Origin of the sequence: Halomonas sp. AOP12-B1-6 (assembly GCF_052379225.1) — a bacterium.
Lineage (GTDB): Bacteria > Pseudomonadota > Gammaproteobacteria > Pseudomonadales > Halomonadaceae > Vreelandella > Vreelandella casei.
In genome coordinates, this window is sequence record NZ_JBQSYK010000004.1 from 61,571 (window position 1) to 78,370 (window position 16,800).

A 16,800-nucleotide genomic window follows, 5' to 3' on the forward strand; every position below is an offset into this window, starting at 1 on the left:
AGGATAATAACAATGACCACCGTTGCATTTATTGGCTTAGGTAATATGGGTGGCCCGATGGCGGCCAATCTTGCTAAGGCTGGCTTTAACGTGCGTGCGTTTGATCTTTCGGCCGAGACGCTTGAGGTCGCTAAATCCCACGGATGTGAAGTGGCTCGCTCTGCCCAGGACGCCGCCACGGATGCCGACTTTGTAATTTCCATGCTGCCAGCAGGCAAGCACGTGCGCGGGCTGTATGTGGATGGCGACGCGCCGCTGTTTGATGTCATTAAGCAAAGCGCGCTGGTGATTGATTGCTCTACCATCGACGCAGATACCGCCCGCAGTGTGGCCGCTGCCGGTGCTGAAAAAGGCATTGGCTTTGTGGATGCACCGGTGTCTGGCGGAGTGGGTGGCGCGCAGGCGGGCACGCTGACATTTATTGTTGGCGGCAGCGATGCTCAGTTTGAGCAAGCTAAGCTTGTGCTGGACGTAATGGGCAAAAATATCTTCCACGCCGGTGATCATGGGGCAGGGCAGGTGGCTAAAGTGTGTAACAACATGCTGCTATCCATCCTGATGGCAGGCACCTGCGAAGCGATCAATATGGGCGTCAAAAACGGCCTCGACCCTGCCGTGCTGTCAGAAATTATGAAGCAAAGCTCTGGCGGTAACTGGGCGTTAAATGTGTATAACCCCTATCCAGGCGTGATGGAAAACGCACCTGCTTCCAAAAATTACCAGGGCGGTTTTCAGGTAGACTTGATGATCAAAGATTTAGGACTCGCCATGGATGTCAGCCAGCAAAGTACCTCTGCGGTGCCCATGGGCTCCGCCGCACGCTCGCTGTTCACCCTGCACAAAGCCAAAGGTAACGGCAAGCTCGACTTCTCAAGCCTGATGCAGTTTTATCAAGATAAGCAGTAGCAATGGGGGTAAACTCAGCCTACTCACTATGCTCAAACAACAAGGATTGCCATGATTACGCTTTGGGGCCGCAACAACTCTACCAACGTTAAAAAAGTGCTGTGGGTGTTAGAGGAGCTTGAACTGCCCTTTGAGCTAATCCATGCGGGGCTTCAACACGGGGTGAATGACACTGCGGAGTACCTCGCCATGAACCCCAATGGCCTGGTGCCGCTGTTCAAAGACGATGCCACCAACAGCCTGCTTTGGGAATCCAATACCATTATTCGCTACCTTGCCGCGCAGTATGGTCAGCGCAAGCTGTGGATAGAGGCTCCCGCCGAGCGAGCACAGGCTGAAAAATGGATGGACTGGGCGAATAGCACGTTTTCGCCTAAGCACCGTGCCATCCTGATGGGCTACGTAAGAACACCTCTAGAAAAACGCGACAGCGCTGCCATTGAAGCTGCGGTTAAAGAGTGTGAAGCGGCTTTTGCCATCATGGATAGCGAGCTCGCAAACCAGCGCTGGTTTTCCGGCGATGCTTTCGGTTTGGGCGATATTGCCATCGCTCCATTCTTCTACAACTTATGGAACAGCGGCATTGCTTGGCAACCGCATCCCCACCTAGAGCGCTGGTACCAGCAGCTTACAGAACGTGCGAGCTTTCGTGACGTGGTGATGATTCCCGTCAGCTAATATTGGCACCCGCTTGCCTAGCACCCATAGCTGGCTTCTAACGCTGCGATACTGGTATCTAAGCCTTGTAGCGTTTCACAGGCCAGCCCATGGCGCTGGGCACTTTCAATCAGCGGGCCCAAAATTGCGCCGCGCTCGGTAGGGCGTTTCGCCTCTACATCCTGCAGCATAGAGGCCTTATTATTGGCAGTGTTCTTCACTACCTGCCACACCATCGACAGCCACGCATTTTCATCGGTTGCCCCGTTCGGCGGCTGAATGCCCTCGGCTATCATAATTGCCGCGACCTCTTTCACCGTGGCTTCAACAAGGCCTGAATACGCCGCATCTCGCAGCTCGCCGTTACGCACACCCTTTAGTGCCACCAGTGGGTTAATCGCCGCGTTCACCGCCAGTTTCTGCCATAGGCGGCTACGAATATCATCCACCGCGGTAGCAGCAAGCCCTGCCTGGTTTAATGTTAGGGTAAGCGTTTGCGCGAGCCCGCCGTGCTGATTGTGTAGATCCCCTATAAACGTATGCCCACGCCCCGCATGCACCACGCTATCATCGCTCGTTAAGTAAGCGCCTTCAGTGGTGGTGGCACACAACACAGGCCCGGCCCAAGCCTGGGTAATACGTGGCTGAGCTAAAAAACCGTTTTGCCACAGTACCAGCGGAGTCGTCGCAGGAATCACATCAGCAAGGCTTTCCAATGCTGCCACCGCGGCCATTGCTTTCGTAGTGATATGCAAATAGCAGGGCAGTGCCTGTGCTTTAGGCGCGATCTGCTCCAACGTGCACAACTTCAAATGCTGTAAACGCTGCTCGCCTTCTGGCGTGGTAACCGCTTGTTGTTCAGGCAGCGCACGGCGACCGATTAGCGTTGTGGCCGTTAAAGGCGAAAGCGAATGAGCCAACAAGCGGCCAATGGCCCCAGGGCCGATAATCCAGTGGATATCTTTCATTGAGTACGTTACTCAGCAGAGAGGTTGTCGCAAGCTTACCGTGTTCGCGATCCAGAAATGAAGGTAGCCAATAGCTAATGATGTGGCTAACTATTATCTGTTCCTTACTATCTGCTAACGTCGAGGCTAAAAGATGTCGTCTCAGTGACTAACAGCAACACTGAGCCCACTCGTTGTCGTAATGCCATGATAATATTTAATCAGATAATGAGCCGCTGACCTACAAGCGCTAGCTTCCCTCATTAACGATACCAGTAGATGCTAATCAACAGAGAGGATGCACCAATGACAGGGACGAATACATCATCAACGAAAGCACTGTTAAGCGATAACCGTGTAAAGGTGATTTTAGCCATCACCGTTATTGCAATGATCTGGGCCGCCGTCGCGCACACCATCGCAGGATCGCGAAAAGATAGTATGGAGGCACTGGAAACACGCCTGGCAGAAACTGAGCGTCAGCACCAGCAGATTCAAGCTCAGATGACCGACGTAGAAGCGGCAGAGCTTGACCTAGCAACGCTGCAGCAGCGGATGGGCAACCTTGAGGTTGAGCAAGCGGAGGCTGAAGCGGCGCTAGCGTCGACACGTGCAGACATTGCCAATACTGAAGACGATTTGACCGCGTTACGAGGTGAGCGTGAAACCCGCGAAAAAGCAACGGGCACCCTTAACGAGCAGATAGACGAAAAGCAGAATCGCCTTGATGAACTGAATGAGACGTACGCCCAGGTCGAAAAAGACAATGAAGAAGCTGAAGCTGCCCGTGATGAGGCTCAACAGGCGCGCCAAGAGGCAGAAGAGGCCCGCAGTGAAGCTGAAGCACGGCTTGATGAGCTAAACGCACAGATTGATGAGGCCAATACGCAACTTACCGCGGTTGGTGAACAGGTAAGTGAGGTCGAAAAAGCCCATGAAGAGGCCGAAGCTGCCCGCGATGCTGCTCAACAGTCGCGCCAAGACGCCGAGGAGGCTCGCAGTGAAGCTGAAGCGCAGCTCAATGAGCTAAAAGCCCAGGTTGATGAGGCCAATACCCAACTTACCGAAGTTGATGAACAGGTAAGTGATTTAGAAAAAACGCGTACTGCGCTTAGCATTGAAATCACCTCGCTCAATGTAATGCGCGCCGCAGCACAAACGCCTTAACAAGCGACACTTCTCTGCGCAGCGACCTCTCCGTTAATTAAGCGGAGAGGTCGCCTAGCATTTTGATTCTCAGGCAGCGTGCGGCGACCAATCAGCTTGTGTAGCCGCGATAAGGGAGTGGATAAGGCTATATGACAGACGGCTAATGGCTAATAACGTGATCATGCATAGTCTGTTAAATTTTAGGCTAAGTAGAGTTGTTTAATTTTTACAGGTAAGTGGATTGCTAAGTCTGTGAAAAATTAGATGCAGCCATGGCAGTAGAGCAGAGGCGTAATCTAGGATTTTCATTGGCCGCTTTCGACCCAAAGCGATTGTGCCGGGAAATGCAGCAGGAACCCGAGTTTGGGATATATGGCCTAATGGAAGTTAATGACTCGAAAGATCATAGGCTTGGGAGAATCTGACAGGCTGCATTTGCCGGAAAAAAGTGCCAGCACGTTTATTCAATCATAGGGCGCGCCGTCTAATACGCTGTTGGGTAACAAGGAATATAGAAAATGGCTTCGAAGGAAGATCTCCAAGATTGGGTCGCCGACGCAATCCGAGCACATGGCGGAAAGGCAAAACTTGTGCAAGTTGCTAAATACATTTGGGATAACTACGAAGCCGAGCTGAAACGCTCTGGAAATCTTTTGTATACGTGGCAGTACGATATGCGTTGGGCAGCAAACGCTCTTCGTAACCGAGGTGTTTTGCGTTCCGCCGACGCGTCGCCGCGCGGTTTGTGGGAGCTTAAGTAGCGGCTATGGAGTCACCCAACAATACGCTGCAGTTGACCGCCCAAAGCGCTGCCGCGCTTTGGGTTCCCTCCGCGGCCTTCGGTCGCTCCGGCGTTAGGGCGCTATCACATATCTCGGAGGTGGTAAGGCGATGGAACGGCTTGATGTAATACTGATGTATGCGGTGCCCGTAGTCATAACGCTGGCACTCATTTTTGTCTTCGTGCAGATTAAGCGCTCGCGCGAGATGCGAATGCTCATAGATCGCGAGAGATATATGCGCTCTCGTATGAGGCTGGAAGAACCCAAAGAGGATCGCCCGCGACCAATACAAGAACTTCTAAAGCGAGATGACGTAACTCTTCGGCTATTAGAAGAGGTACACGAATCGGAGGGGCGTAGATACTTTCGAAGGACCTGGCACGACTCGCCAGACGCAATGCGTCTGACTCATCTTGCAGAGATTGAGCTGGAACTTAAGGAATTTCTTCGCGATTCTGTTGCGGCTGATGATTTTACGGCGGTGAGGGATCGAGTGCTACGGCTACTTGATGAGCTGCGAACCGAAAGACAGCAACTTGCTCAGAAAGAGCCATTCAACGACATCCGCGATCCCGAAAAATCGCTTCTGATCGATATATTCAATGAGTTGCCAGCAGAAGACGCCATTGTCAGACAAAAGGCAGTACAGCTCTCCAATATCATGAAACTCAAGCATGAAGATATAGCGGAACTTCAAAAACAAAACGCACGTGCAGCGAGCTGGACTAGATGGGGAACAGCAGGGACTGTTGTCTTCGGCCTCCTTTCCCTCCTACTCTCACTTGCGCCGCTCTGGACGAAGTCGGGCGCGCCCTAACTCTAGCGTTAGCCTCTAAGTGGGAATGAGCATGAATCAAGCGCACGTGCCTGTAGGTGGCGATTTTAGCCAGATATTCGATCATAAGGATTATCTGGCAATGATAAGTATTCCCGATGAAGCAACATGTATTTTGCGCGGCCATCTCATTTTGGAAGAAGTCCTCAATTTGTGGTCGAGTAAGCTAACTCAAACAGACGATCTTTATACTGGTGCATTTGTACCATTCAAAACTAAGCTTGTGGTATCGAAAAATCTCGGCCTTTCAGAGGAGCTATATAGAGTTCTGGACAAAATTAATGATGTAAGAAATCGGTTCTCTCATAGAAAGGATTACGAGCTTGAGGATTCTGTCATTGAATCTCTTAAAGCAAGAGTTAATGAAATCGTTCCTGCTGCAAAAGTACAAAAATGCGAGACCTTCCACGTGTTTGTTGGCGGCAAGGACCAAGATGGAAATCCCAAAGAAATTACTTACGCATGGGAAAGTAGCGATAATCGGGTAAAATTCGTGCTTATATTTGTCATATTAATGCTCAAACTTACCCAGTGGATTCAAGAAGAGTTTATTAATCGTGGCATCAATTACACAATTATCTCCACAACAAAAGGCTAACAAGGCCATCAATTTGACAGTTTTTCCGTTACGCCTTTTGTGCTTTAAAATAGCACAAAATCTCCACTCCAAAACTGCAAATTATGGCAGCGTTAGAACGAAAATATTAAAACGAGGGGGAACTTATGGATATCAACACTTCAATCCAGCTTAGCGACGGCGAAAAATCCGAACTTGCAACCATTTTAGATTGTGATGTGGACCTATTAGAGCAGGAATTACAGCCTATAGCTTCGGCCGCGATGCTTGAATATACCGCTATGATATTGGGACAGAAGGTATTTAAGCGTGGTTCGGACATGCTGGAGTATCGTCTATTTCTTCTGATCCAGCATCGCTTCGGAAATAAAATACCCGATGAGCAGAAAGTGTGCAGGCTCTTCCAATGTACGAGTTCGGAAAGTCGATCGCTTATCAGATCGGTGATGTCAAAATATCAATACGTATTAAAAGACGCGATTGAGGACTCAGTCAAAGATGCGGTAAATGAGGCTGATCGCGCCGACGGTGAAACTAAGTATTCGGTCGTTATAAACAGCAAGACTGTAGTTGATGAGCTTAATCGAAAATTGGCAGAGCTAGACGGAACTCTTCCCTCAGTAAAGAAAAAATCTGGCAGCGTTTCGACGTACGAAATCGCGCCGTCTGCCTACGAGAATCTCAAATTTCATTTCGGTTTGTAGGGAATACGAGTGGCTCAACTGCTATCTTCAGCATCACTTATCTTGGCAGTAGTCGGTGTGTTCTATAGTTTATGGCACAGCGAGATTGAACGCGCGCTAGGAACAAATATGCCGTCGCACATGGCTGATCGAAAGGCGCCGATTTCGGCTATCAAAAATGTATTAAATTACAAAGCATATCCTTTGGCAGGAATGTCATTAATACTATTTCTTATATATCTGCCAGTTTTAATTTCCATCATTATTAAATCGCTACACGTATTTTTTGAACGTTTTGAAGCTGGACATCTCCCCGCATACGACCCATCAAAAGCTTCGTTGTTACTTGTTATTATCTTGATGGCAGCGCTAGCGTTTTACAGTAGCAAGTCTGCATTGCAGCTACGCCGAAAGATTCGTGATGCAGGCAAGTAATGGGTTCTAACAAATCGCTGCAGTTGACCGCCCAAAGCGCTGCCGCGCTTCGGGTTCCCTCCGCAGCCTTCGGCTGCTCCGGCGGCAACTGAGTTTGGGCGTTATATCAGAGACGACTAAAAGACCGCTCATGGCTGAAAGCAGGTAGCAAAAAGACGTTGGCATGCTGTATAACCAACCTCGATGTGTTCTTTAACCCACAAGAATACAAAATGTAGGAAATAACATGCCCAGAATCCCGTTGCTTATCATCGCTTTATTCTTTTTTATTGGCGGTGTTGCTCATTTTGTCTTTACTGATTTTTTTGTAATGGCGATGCCTGACTATTTGGGTTATCACAAAGAGCTGGTGTTGATTAGCGGCATTTTTGAATTGTTGGGCGCGGTAGGTATTTTGATTTCCAAAACGCGGTTTTTGGCGGGGTGCGGGTTAATTGCGTTAATTGTTGCGGTTTACCCGGCCAATATCAATATGGCGTTACATCCAGAGAGATACCCTGATATACCGGAAATGTTTTTATATATCCGTTTGCCCTTGCAGTTTTTGTTTGTCTGGTTTGTTTGGTGGGCTATTCATCTTGGAAAGCGCAAAAAAGCAATGTGATTAGATTTTATGTACTAACAGTGATTAGGGAATGGCGCTTAGTGCTTTAGAGAACGGAAGAGTAACAGCAGGATGGCTGCTACTTTTCGCTGTTGGTCAGCGTGCTTTGTTAACATTAACATGCTGCGTTGGCCGCATTACCTTTTTAGGTTAGCTCTTTTGAGCTAACCCTGGCAGAGTTTTAAAATGACTGATGTTTAGGTGCGCTTAATGACCTAGTACGTTGGTTTCATTTTTCTTTGATGCTTTGGCTGCTTTCTTTTCCTTGGGCGTTAAAAGCGGTTTCTTTTTGAGATTTTTTTTACTATCTTGACCTTTGCTCATGATGTTATTCCTGTCATTAATAAATGAAGTCGCTTAGCATCAGTAAGAACCAATCTGAGGATAGCTTTTAAGTGTTGCCGCAAATGCACCTGATCCCGAATGCATTATTAAACCAGTATGGCCTCAATCAGGGGGAACTGAAAGACATTGTTTTATTCGCGAATTTTCACGCTTTCAGGCAGCCCTAAATAGTAGGCTTTAAATCGGCTAATAAATAGACCGCGACTTATAAGTTGCTTAGCTAGCTGATAGGGCGCTGATTTATAAGTGAAAATAATTGCCTAGAAAATGGTTCGCAAGGGCTGCCGGTGGGAAATATTCACCAGAGAAAAAAGGGCAGCTGCAGCATGTGCTATTGTTTTTAGCGGCCTTGTAAGTGAAAAGGCTATTTTGCGTATCCACCTTGATTCGTCTTTGCCTATGCCAGAATTATTGTTACTACGCCTAGCCGACGCCATCCTCATCGTCCACGTACTATTTGTGGTCTTTGTGGTGCTTGGGTTACTCGCTGTCTATGCAGGCTATTTCCTGCACTGGCAGTGGGTGCGCAACAGCGCTTTTCGTATCATTCATCTATGCGCCATTGGTTATGTCGTGGGGCAGGCTTGGTTGGGGTTTGTTTGCCCCTTAACCACGTGGGAAATGGCGCTGCGCGAAAAGGCGGGCGTCATAGCTTACAACGGCTCATTTATTCAATATTGGCTCCAGAACCTGCTTTACTACAGTGCCCCTGATTGGGTATTTATTGCGGTCTATACGTTATTTGGCAGCTTGGTGTTGGCCAGCTGGTTTGTTGTGCGGCCTAACCGCTTGGCGAGTAAGCGAGATCCAAGCCTGTAATGAGCAATATTTTGCCTTACGTGACCGCGCCACGAACATGAAACTGTGGATCTCGGTACTCGCCGCTTTCCACGACTTCTCTAAAGTGTTGAGCCGCCAGCCAAACGTCTTCAAAGCTAAGATAAAGTGGCGTAAAGCCAAAGCGCATTAGCCCCGGTTCACGGTAGTCGCCGATAACACCGCGAGCAATGAGCGCTTGAACGATAGCGTAACCGTTTTGGGTGTCGATAAGTGATACCTGACTACCGCGCTGGCTGGACGCCGGGGTGATATCTTCAATACCGTGGCGGTGAAAAATATCGCCTAAACACGCAAGAAATAACTCACTCATTGCCACGCTTTTAGCTCTTACGGCTGCCATGTCGACCTCGGCCCACAGGGTTAGAGAGGCTTCCAACGCTGCGTAAATGATGGCTGAGTGCGTGCCTGTGCGGAAATGAGAAATATCGTTAGCCGGGATATAGTCAGCATCAAACGCGAAGGGCGATGCATGCCCGTGCCAACCGGAAAGCGGTTGCCAGCCTTGGTCTTGATAGTTGCTATGCACGTAAAGAAAAGCCGGTGAGCCAGGGCCGCCGTTGAGATATTTATAGGTACAGCCCACCGCATAGCGGGCGCCGCTTCCGTTAAGGTCGATCGGTAGCGCGCCTGCCGAGTGAGCCAAGTCCCAAATCACTTCAGCGCCGTGTTCGTGTACCAATCGAGTGGTGGCCGTTATATCGCGAAGCTTGCCGGTGCGATAGTTGACCTGGCTAAGCACTACCACCGCCACGCCGTCCAAGTGCTCTGCCAAGTCGCTATTTTCAGGGAGAAAACGATGCTCTGAACCGCTTATCCGGCAAAAACCCTGGGCGATATATCCATCGGTAGGAAAGTTGCCACCCTCGCTAAGCACCGCTTTGCGCTCCCCTTGCTGCTGGCCGATGATATAGCCAAGCAGCTTGAAGATGTTCAAAGTAATATTGTCCGTAACGGTAACTTCACCGCGTTGTGCGCCAATCACCGGCGCTAATAGATTGCCTAATCGCTCGGGAGCGTCAAACCAACCCTGGTTCCAACCCTTAATCAGCTCGTCACGCCATTGATCTAAGGTATCGTCCACGGCCTTTTTAGCAGCGATGGGCTGAGCGCCAAGGGAGTTACCATCTAAGTACAGCATGCCTTTCGGTAGGGCGAAGCGGCGCTTAAAATTGGCTAAAGGGTCGTTTTGATCCAGCGCTTGAACACTGGTAAGACTCACCCCATTTTGGTTTGTACTCATATCACTACTCCCGAAAATTGCTTAGATTGCCTCGTTCGTTGCTAGTTTTTTTGCCTGAGGTTCGCCTAAATCCCAGAATACGCCAGCGGCCATTTTAAGTCCCTGCTCAACGATGGTTTCAAGCAGGTGTTCGTCGGGCGCATGCTGATTGCAAGATGGGTAGGAGTGGGGCAGCCAGACCGTCGGCAGGTTGAGAGCTTCCGAAAAGCAGTGATTGGGGATCGTGCCACCCAGGTTAGGTAAAATATGCACGTCTTCTTTAAGGCTTAGACGGGCTGATTCCGCCACAAAGCCGACCCACGGATGATGAGGGTCCAGCCGAGTTGCGGTATAGCCACCTAGCATTTCAAGCTGAATAGCCTGGAAGCCGTGGGCATCAAGATGCTGACGCAAATGGCTTTCGATGGCCAGCCAGTCAGTTCCTTTAACAAAGCGCAGCTGTAGAACGACTTCAGCACTTTCAGGAATCGCGCCCACCGGTTTGTCCGTTCTGCCTGCACTCATGCCTAAAATCTCTAGCGTGTTAGTGCCATACAGGCGCTCGCCATCACTAAGCTGGTTTTCACCCCACGCGGGATTGATCGTCGGGTCGGTTTCGCCTCCGCCCACCGGCAAGTCGCGAATTAGCTGGGAAACCTCGGCTGGAATCGCCGGTGCTTTGAGGAAATCGACCTGGATTCTGCCTTCTGAAGAGAGCAGCGTGGCAATGGCATTACAGACCACCACGGCGGGGTTGGTGATGATGCCTCCCCAGTTGCCGGAGTGGCGTCCGCCGTTGCCGGTCGCCAACGAAAGCTTCAGCTGGAGTATGCCCCGCGAACCCAGGAATAGCGTGGGCATGTCGTGGCGGATACGCGGGCCATCCGAGGCGAGAAATAGATCGGCTTTCAGGGCTTTCTTGTACGCAAGGCAGGTCGCTTCCAGCCCGGGTGAACCGATCTCTTCGCCCATCTCAAAGAGTATCTTGACGTTATAACCCAGCTTGCCCTGGCGGGCCTTGATCACCGTCTCAAGGGCGCTGAGGTTAACGCTGTGCTGGCCCTTGTTGTCAGCAGTACCGCGACCATAAACGCGCCCGTCAATGAAGGTCAGTGCCCATGGGTCGATGCCATTGGCCCATTTGTCTTCCTGACCATCGGTAACATCGCCATGACCATAAAGTAACAGCGTCGAAAGTGCTGGGTCTTCTATGCGTTGGCCGATCAGTAAGGGAGGTAGGCCAGCGGTTGGGTTGGCAATGATTTGACAGTCAAACCCTAGCTTGGTTAACAGCGGCGACATTTCATTGTTCAAGTAGTCGTGCAGGATGTCGTGACGAGTTGGGTCCTGGCTGACCGTTTTAAGCGCCACTCGGCGTGCCAGGCTGCGATAAAAGTTGCCGTTGGTAAGCTCGTTAACCGCCAGTTGAAGCGCGTGTTCGCGACCTGAAAGCTGCGTTGTATCCATGAACCCCCCTTATGGTCGTTGGAATGTTGGAAGTCGTCGAAAAGAACTGTGCGTAAGACGCCACTAAAAAAGAGTAATTCTTGGCTACCTTTGCGACTATTATGAATCTTTCAAATATTCTTTCTAATCATTAGAAATCAGCTGCGCTCGCCAGGCGTTAATCAAAAACGGGGAAGAGCACGATGCAGGAACTCAACTTGCGTTTTTTTCACAGCGTGGCTAAAACGGGCTCGCTTTCTGCCGCGGCAGAAGAGCTGCACGTTGCCGTCTCTGCGGTGAGTCGTCAGGTCACGAACCTTGAGCAACGCCTGGATATCAAGCTGTTCAATCGTCAGCCTCGCGGCATGCAGCTCACCGAAGCGGGTAGGCTACTGCAAGCCTATGCACTGCGTAATCAGCTGCAAGTCAGCAGCGTCATCGAACAAATGCACGACGTGATGACGCGTCAGCAGCGTAAAATCACCGTGGCATGCCCCGATGGTATGGCCTGGCATTTTCTGCCCAGCGTTATCTCTGAATTTATTACGCAATGCCCGGACACGTGTTTTGATCTACATATGGTGGATTCAGTGCGCGCCTCGGAACTCGTCAAAGAGGGTGAGGCGGATATTGCCCTGACCTTTAGCCTTTCACCTGATATCGGTATTCACGTCGTCTCTAGCCATAACGCGGCGATTCGGGCGCTGATGTCCAAACATCATCCTTTGGCCAGCAAGGCTGAACTGCACGTGGCAGACCTGAGCCAGTATCCGCTTAGCATGTCCTTGAACGGGTCCACCATGCGCTATTTGTTTGATGTGGCATGCAGCCTTTCAGGTATCAGCATACAGCCCAGCTTTTCCTGCGACTCGCTGGGCGCTACTTACACTATGGTGTGCGAGCATCCTAATATGGTTGGGCTGTGTAGCGCCGTGGCGGTGAGTGGTAAAACGCAAGCGCAAGGCTTGGTGTTAAAACCGCTGTTGGAGCCGCAGCTGGCGCTTCGCAGCCTTCAAGTACAGGTCATGGCAGAGCGCCAAATGCCTGCTCACATGAAGGCATTTCTGGGCTTTTTAGACCACCGGCTTATCACTGCCTCGCAATAAATTTCGGTACTGTTGCGCTAGAGGGGCCCTAAAAAGGCCCGTAATTAATGCTGACCGCAATGGCCACGAAGGCGCTACCTGCGGCGATCCACAGTATCACCAGCGGCAGCACAAACTTGAACCACTCCACATAGGAAATTCGGGCGATAGCCAAACAGGCCATTAGAGTGCCGGAAAGCGGCGTAATAATATTAGTCACAGCATCGCCTAGTTTGAAGGTAATGAAGGTGGACTGACGGGTTACCTCAAGCATATCGCCAATGGGCACCATAATAGGCATAACGATCGCCGCCTGACCGGTGCCGGAAGTAATTATGCCGTTAAAGGTCAGGTTGAAGAGATAAAGAAGCTGCATAGCCATGATTTTGCCGTGACCATCCAGCGAGCTGGCAACGCTATGCACAATGGTGTCAATCAGCTGGGCCTGCTTGAGCAATACGATCACGGCTGCCGCTACCCCAACGACCAGCGCGCCATACATCACTTCACCCGCGCCATTCATCAGCCGTTTGATAAACGCATTGGGCGAGATTTTGCCGAGCACTGCGGTAATAATTCCAAGCATCAGAAAGGTCGCGGAAAGCTCAGTAATACCCCAGCCAAACGAAAAACCGCCGTATAAGAAGAAGGCAAAGGAGGCGGCAAACATCGTCAAAATAACTTTGTGGGAAAAAGTGAAATCTGGCGCAGACTCTTCTTCAAGGGCTTCCTGAGCTTCGCTGGTCGCGCTAAGCGTGACATTCTCGGCGCTGTTGTTAGCCTGTTTGCTCTTAACTCGCTTGTCATAATGGCAAATATACGCGGCAGTAATGGCCAGAAAGACCACAAAAATCGCACTGCGATAAACAAAGCCTGAAAACAAAGGCAGCTCGGCAATGGTCTGCCCGGTAACGGTCACGGTGGGGTCGAAAACGCCTGCGGCAAAGCCCGCATAAGAACCCAGAAATATAATCGCTACTCCAATAATAGGGTCAAGTTTCAGTGAGCGTGCCAGAAACAGGCCGATAGGTATAAACGCAATCGCTAGGTTAGCGCCTACGCCCACAGATGCTAGCGTTGCAAAGGTGGTGCAGAAAATCACGATGAGAATGTTTTGCCGACCTTTGGCTAGACCAATCATGCGGTGAATGCCGGCGCTAAGAGCCCCCGTCGATTCGATAACTTTAAGAACGCCACCGACGATCAAAATCAGAAAGATAACCCCTGACGCTGCCACCAACCCTTTATGAATGGAGGTGAATAAATCCATTAAATTTAGTGACGGAGCCGTGATATAGCGAAAGCTATCGGTAGATACCTGCGTCAAGCCATTAACGCTACTTCTCTCGTAAGTACCGGCGGGAATGAAGTAGGAAGCAATCAGCACTAAAATCATGAAGCCGAACAAGATGATAAAGACATCGGGCATCGGTAGCTTTTTCTTTTTGCGCTCTGTAACGCCGGTTTCGCTTGAGTTTGCCTTTAAGGACATCGTTGTCTCCACTTCAAGAGGATTGTCATTTTAATAATGAGGGATATACGGAAGGCATATTTATATAAAAATCAACCTACCAAGGAAGGCGAAAGTGGACAATTGTGGATTAATCAAACGTGTTTTCTATTTTTGGTAAGTGAGTTATTGGTTAGGTGTTGTGTATGACGTGCTGGCCTGTAGATAATGGCTGGCGCTACAAAATGGAGTGGTATTTACCATTGAGCTCATGATCAATCAGGGCAAGGCTAATATTCTATGGCGACTATTATTTATATATTGCTGTTATCGCTGCTGGCAGGTGCGGCGATGCCCGCGGGGGCGCTATTGGCAAGACTTGATGTTGTCCATCCAGCGCTATTGGGCAGCTCTTGGCGTCATTTTATTGTCGCTTTCGGTGGCGGTGCTCTTATCTCAGCGGTGGCGTTGGTATTAGTTCCCGACGGCGCCAGCAAGCTGCCTATTCTACCGGCTGCCTTATGCTTTGCTGCCGGTGGCGTGTGCTTTTATTTGTTAGATGCCTATTTGAGTAAACTGGATAGCGCGATGGGCCAACTGGTCGCGATGCTCTCTGATTTTATTCCAGAGGCCATCGCGTTGGGCGCGGCTTTTGCGGTAGGCGAAAGCACGGGGTTATTACTCGCGTTACTAATGATTTTACAAAATTTGCCTGAAGGCTTTAACGCTTTTGAAGAGTTGAGCAGTCGTTCTCAACTTTCTGCAAATACAATTGTTTGGGCTTTCAGTGGCCTCGCCTTGGTGGGGCCACTATCAGCGGCAACCGGCTATTACCTATTGGCGCAGTATGATGGGCTGATGGGCGCGTTAATGCTGTTCGCTAGTGCGGGGATTTTGTATCTGGTCTTTCAAGATATTGCACCGAGCTCAAAGCTTGAGATGCGGGGCATGCCTGCCCTAGGTGCAGTGGCGGGTTTTTTGTTGGGCTTGATCGGCAACATGATGCTTCTGGGCGGTTAACGATAAGCCTGAATTAGCGGTAGGTTTTTATCTTTAAATAAAGGACAATTAATAATCATTTTTATTAAGGATACAGACATGCCTGCAACCTCTAAAACGTTGATTTTAACTGCTGCTGGCGTTGTAGTGTTGGGGGGCGGGGGATATTTAGGTGCGCAGGCGGTAGTGGGTAATGAGGTTGAAAAAGCGCTTACCCAAAGCTTTGCGCAGATGGATGACTCGCTTTCCTGGTACGCAAGGGATGTGACGATTGATAAATCGCTGTTCAAAACAACGGTGACCGCAACGATCGGCATGGTAGGTGTTGAAAATGCCAACGCGCAGGTAAACCTGCTGGTCGATCATGGCGTTATTAAAAGCCCGATCACGGGTACGATTCATCCGAATGAACAGTTTGTGATGGGTGATATCGATGTTGACTTGGTGGCCACCCGCAGTTCGATAAACGGCCAACTTACGGCTAGTTCTTTAAGTACGGTTGATGTCGACAGCACGCTCCATGATCTGGTGGTAGATTTAAATCGTGAAGATCTCAATGCTTGGAATGTTGAAGGGCAGGCGCGTGAAATCCTGGTTAATAATGAAAGCGATTCGGTGCGAATAATATCGCCTCGCGCTACGATGCATACACAAGGTGACGAGAACCGTGTGATGCAGCAGTATTTGGCAATACCCAGAGTCGAGTTTTTGGCGCAGGGTGTCAGTGTCTACATGGAGGATATCGAGCTTGAGGGAGAGTCTGAATCCGTGGGTGATACGTCAATTGTTAATTCAGGTGCTTCTTTCAAAGTCGCCGATATGGGTACAGACGACACATCCATAGGCAGTGTTTCGCTTGAGATGATGGCCAATAATTGGGATGTACAGGCCTTTCAGACGTTGCAAGAAGCCTATGCGCCGCTGGAAGCAATGCGCTTAGAGTACGAAGAAAGCGGCGAGCGGGGTGACGAGCAAGAAAAGCGTGAACTGCTAACCCAGGCCATTGAGAGCGGCTACGATGTACTGATTGCCAATCCGTCGATTGCCTTCCAGCCTTTGGAAGCACATGTTGTGCTGCCGATGATGGGTATCGACTTCAAGCCGCGCCTCACGGCCGATATAAGCTTTGATGGCGCCGATCTTTCTAAACCTGCCTTGTACAGCGCGCTTTGGGATGAAGAGTTGCCGCAGCCTGAGCTGTTGCAGGCCTCAGATGACGTGATGAGCGAAGCCGACGCACTGACGTATCTTGCCAATCGAGTGAGTCTGGATGTCAGCCTGACAACGCCTCCTGATCTCGTTATCGGCATGATTCCAATGCCGTTTGCAGGCTTGTTAGACCCGACGAGTGATATGCAGCACGTCGTGTGGAAAGACGGCACGTTAACGGTTAATGGTCAGCCTGTGATGTAACACGCTTGAAAGGTGCGGAGATTATGAATGACATTATCTTCGCACCTAATCATCTCAAGGACTTCTGGAAAGATTGCTTTTCAAAAATAGCTCTTCAAAAATAGCTCTTCTACGTATTTAGGCGAGTTCGGGCGTTGGAGCGTCCCTAAACGTCACCTGTAACTCACTCACCAGCATTTCAACGTTGCGTAGTGCTTGAGCAGTAGACGCGGCCAGCACTTCGCCACCTATTTCCTGCCCCTCAATGGCAATGTAATGTAGCCGGGTAATACCCATAAACTCAAACGCTGAGGCCAGATTTGGCTCCAGATGGTTCATGTGCGCCATTGCTTCGCCGGGTGCCATATCAACGCCGCCTCTGGCGGTGAGAACGGTAATCCCCCCGAAAAACCAGGGTGCTTAGAAGTAGAATTTTCCGTAAGCTAAAC

The 16,800-nt window shown here is 50.0% G+C and carries 18 protein-coding genes; 13 read left to right on the plus strand and 5 right to left on the minus strand.

Annotated elements, in window-relative coordinates:
• The first annotated feature begins 12 nt into the window (after positions 1–12).
• Together mmsB and ACT3TR_RS12880 are read left to right on the plus strand one after the other, a co-directional pair.
• Positions 13–906: a 3-hydroxyisobutyrate dehydrogenase gene (gene mmsB / locus ACT3TR_RS12875; RefSeq protein WP_444625539.1), complete on the plus strand. Its 894-nt coding sequence runs from the start codon at positions 13–15 to the stop codon at positions 904–906.
• A gap of 51 nt (positions 907–957) precedes the next feature.
• Positions 958–1,584, plus strand: a complete 627-nt coding sequence (locus tag ACT3TR_RS12880; protein ID WP_444625538.1) for a glutathione S-transferase family protein — start codon at positions 958–960, stop codon at positions 1,582–1,584.
• Positions 1,585–1,601: 17 nt separating this feature from the next.
• Here the strand turns inward: ACT3TR_RS12880 and ACT3TR_RS12885 are convergent, their stop codons facing one another.
• A complete protein-coding gene (locus tag ACT3TR_RS12885) occupies positions 1,602–2,531 on the minus strand; it encodes a ketopantoate reductase family protein (protein ID WP_444625537.1) in 930 nt (309 codons plus the stop codon).
• 285 nt (positions 2,532–2,816) lie between these two features.
• On the opposite strand from ACT3TR_RS12885, the gene ACT3TR_RS12890 reads away from it, so the two are divergent.
• From ACT3TR_RS12890 to ACT3TR_RS12925, 8 genes are all read left to right on the plus strand, one after another.
• A complete protein-coding gene (locus ACT3TR_RS12890) occupies positions 2,817–3,677 on the plus strand; it encodes a hypothetical protein (RefSeq protein ID WP_444625536.1) in 861 nt (286 codons plus the stop codon).
• Positions 3,678–4,177: 500 nt separating this feature from the next.
• Positions 4,178–4,420: a hypothetical protein gene (locus tag ACT3TR_RS12895; protein WP_444625535.1), complete on the plus strand. Its 243-nt coding sequence runs from the start codon at positions 4,178–4,180 to the stop codon at positions 4,418–4,420.
• A gap of 130 nt (positions 4,421–4,550) precedes the next feature.
• A complete protein-coding gene (locus tag ACT3TR_RS12900) occupies positions 4,551–5,258 on the plus strand; it encodes a hypothetical protein (RefSeq protein WP_444625534.1) in 708 nt (235 codons plus the stop codon).
• A gap of 31 nt (positions 5,259–5,289) precedes the next feature.
• The gene (locus ACT3TR_RS12905) at positions 5,290–5,874 is read left to right on the plus strand and encodes a hypothetical protein (RefSeq protein WP_444625533.1); all 585 of its coding nucleotides are present in this window, start codon (positions 5,290–5,292) and stop codon (positions 5,872–5,874) included.
• A 125-nt stretch (positions 5,875–5,999) separates the two neighbouring features.
• On the plus strand, positions 6,000–6,557 hold the full coding sequence (locus ACT3TR_RS12910) for a hypothetical protein (protein ID WP_444625532.1): 558 nt from the start codon (positions 6,000–6,002) through the stop codon (positions 6,555–6,557).
• 9 nt (positions 6,558–6,566) lie between these two features.
• On the plus strand, positions 6,567–6,971 hold the full coding sequence (locus ACT3TR_RS12915; protein ID WP_444625531.1) for a hypothetical protein: 405 nt from the start codon (positions 6,567–6,569) through the stop codon (positions 6,969–6,971).
• 241 nt (positions 6,972–7,212) lie between these two features.
• Positions 7,213–7,575 carry a DoxX family protein gene (locus ACT3TR_RS12920; RefSeq protein WP_444625530.1) on the plus strand — a complete coding sequence of 121 codons (363 nt, stop codon included), beginning with the start codon at positions 7,213–7,215 and terminating at the stop codon, positions 7,573–7,575.
• 744 nt (positions 7,576–8,319) lie between these two features.
• Positions 8,320–8,739: a DUF2784 domain-containing protein gene (locus ACT3TR_RS12925; protein ID WP_444625529.1), complete on the plus strand. Its 420-nt coding sequence runs from the start codon at positions 8,320–8,322 to the stop codon at positions 8,737–8,739.
• 16 nt (positions 8,740–8,755) lie between these two features.
• Here the strand turns inward: ACT3TR_RS12925 and kynU are convergent, their stop codons facing one another.
• Both kynU and ACT3TR_RS12935 read right to left on the minus strand, forming a co-directional pair.
• A complete protein-coding gene (kynU, locus tag ACT3TR_RS12930) occupies positions 8,756–10,000 on the minus strand; it encodes a kynureninase (protein ID WP_444625528.1) in 1,245 nt (414 codons plus the stop codon).
• Between the two features lie 21 nt (positions 10,001–10,021).
• Complete coding sequence (locus ACT3TR_RS12935; protein WP_444625527.1) at positions 10,022–11,446, minus strand: M20 family metallopeptidase; 1,425 nt, start codon at positions 11,444–11,446, stop codon at positions 10,022–10,024.
• A 182-nt stretch (positions 11,447–11,628) separates the two neighbouring features.
• Between ACT3TR_RS12935 and ACT3TR_RS12940 the strand changes: the two genes are divergently transcribed.
• Positions 11,629–12,531, plus strand: coding sequence for a LysR family transcriptional regulator (locus tag ACT3TR_RS12940; protein WP_444625526.1), 903 nt, complete (start codon positions 11,629–11,631; stop codon positions 12,529–12,531).
• A gap of 28 nt (positions 12,532–12,559) precedes the next feature.
• Here the strand turns inward: ACT3TR_RS12940 and ACT3TR_RS12945 are convergent, their stop codons facing one another.
• A complete protein-coding gene (locus ACT3TR_RS12945) occupies positions 12,560–14,002 on the minus strand; it encodes a YfcC family protein (protein ID WP_444625525.1) in 1,443 nt (480 codons plus the stop codon).
• A gap of 258 nt (positions 14,003–14,260) precedes the next feature.
• Between ACT3TR_RS12945 and ACT3TR_RS12950 the strand changes: the two genes are divergently transcribed.
• On the plus strand, positions 14,261–14,980 hold the full coding sequence (locus ACT3TR_RS12950; RefSeq protein WP_444625524.1) for a ZIP family metal transporter: 720 nt from the start codon (positions 14,261–14,263) through the stop codon (positions 14,978–14,980).
• 78 nt (positions 14,981–15,058) lie between these two features.
• Positions 15,059–16,372 carry a DUF945 family protein gene (locus ACT3TR_RS12955; RefSeq protein ID WP_444625523.1) on the plus strand — a complete coding sequence of 438 codons (1,314 nt, stop codon included), beginning with the start codon at positions 15,059–15,061 and terminating at the stop codon, positions 16,370–16,372.
• A 117-nt stretch (positions 16,373–16,489) separates the two neighbouring features.
• Here the strand turns inward: ACT3TR_RS12955 and ACT3TR_RS12960 are convergent, their stop codons facing one another.
• The gene (locus tag ACT3TR_RS12960) at positions 16,490–16,750 is read right to left on the minus strand and encodes an NAD(P)H-dependent oxidoreductase (RefSeq protein ID WP_444625571.1); all 261 of its coding nucleotides are present in this window, start codon (positions 16,748–16,750) and stop codon (positions 16,490–16,492) included.
• Between the last annotated feature and the right edge of the window lie 50 nt (positions 16,751–16,800).

Bases quoted from the DNA above. Each gene is read 5' to 3' on its own strand.
- mmsB (WP_444625539.1), top strand. From the start codon at position 13: ATGACCACCGTTGCATTTATTGGCTTAGGTAATATGGGTGGCCCGATG.
- ACT3TR_RS12880 (WP_444625538.1), top strand. From the start codon at position 958: ATGATTACGCTTTGGGGCCGCAACAACTCTACCAACGTTAAAAAAGTG.
- ACT3TR_RS12885 (WP_444625537.1), bottom strand. From the start codon at position 2,531: ATGAAAGATATCCACTGGATTATCGGCCCTGGGGCCATTGGCCGCTTG.
- ACT3TR_RS12890 (WP_444625536.1), top strand. From the start codon at position 2,817: ATGACAGGGACGAATACATCATCAACGAAAGCACTGTTAAGCGATAAC.
- ACT3TR_RS12895 (WP_444625535.1), top strand. From the start codon at position 4,178: ATGGCTTCGAAGGAAGATCTCCAAGATTGGGTCGCCGACGCAATCCGA.
- ACT3TR_RS12900 (WP_444625534.1), top strand. From the start codon at position 4,551: ATGGAACGGCTTGATGTAATACTGATGTATGCGGTGCCCGTAGTCATA.
- ACT3TR_RS12905 (WP_444625533.1), top strand. From the start codon at position 5,290: ATGAATCAAGCGCACGTGCCTGTAGGTGGCGATTTTAGCCAGATATTC.
- ACT3TR_RS12910 (WP_444625532.1), top strand. From the start codon at position 6,000: ATGGATATCAACACTTCAATCCAGCTTAGCGACGGCGAAAAATCCGAA.
- ACT3TR_RS12925 (WP_444625529.1), top strand. From the start codon at position 8,320: ATGCCAGAATTATTGTTACTACGCCTAGCCGACGCCATCCTCATCGTC.
- kynU (WP_444625528.1), bottom strand. From the start codon at position 10,000: ATGAGTACAAACCAAAATGGGGTGAGTCTTACCAGTGTTCAAGCGCTG.
- ACT3TR_RS12935 (WP_444625527.1), bottom strand. From the start codon at position 11,446: ATGGATACAACGCAGCTTTCAGGTCGCGAACACGCGCTTCAACTGGCG.
- ACT3TR_RS12940 (WP_444625526.1), top strand. From the start codon at position 11,629: ATGCAGGAACTCAACTTGCGTTTTTTTCACAGCGTGGCTAAAACGGGC.
- ACT3TR_RS12945 (WP_444625525.1), bottom strand. From the start codon at position 14,002: ATGTCCTTAAAGGCAAACTCAAGCGAAACCGGCGTTACAGAGCGCAAA.
- ACT3TR_RS12950 (WP_444625524.1), top strand. From the start codon at position 14,261: ATGGCGACTATTATTTATATATTGCTGTTATCGCTGCTGGCAGGTGCG.
- ACT3TR_RS12955 (WP_444625523.1), top strand. From the start codon at position 15,059: ATGCCTGCAACCTCTAAAACGTTGATTTTAACTGCTGCTGGCGTTGTA.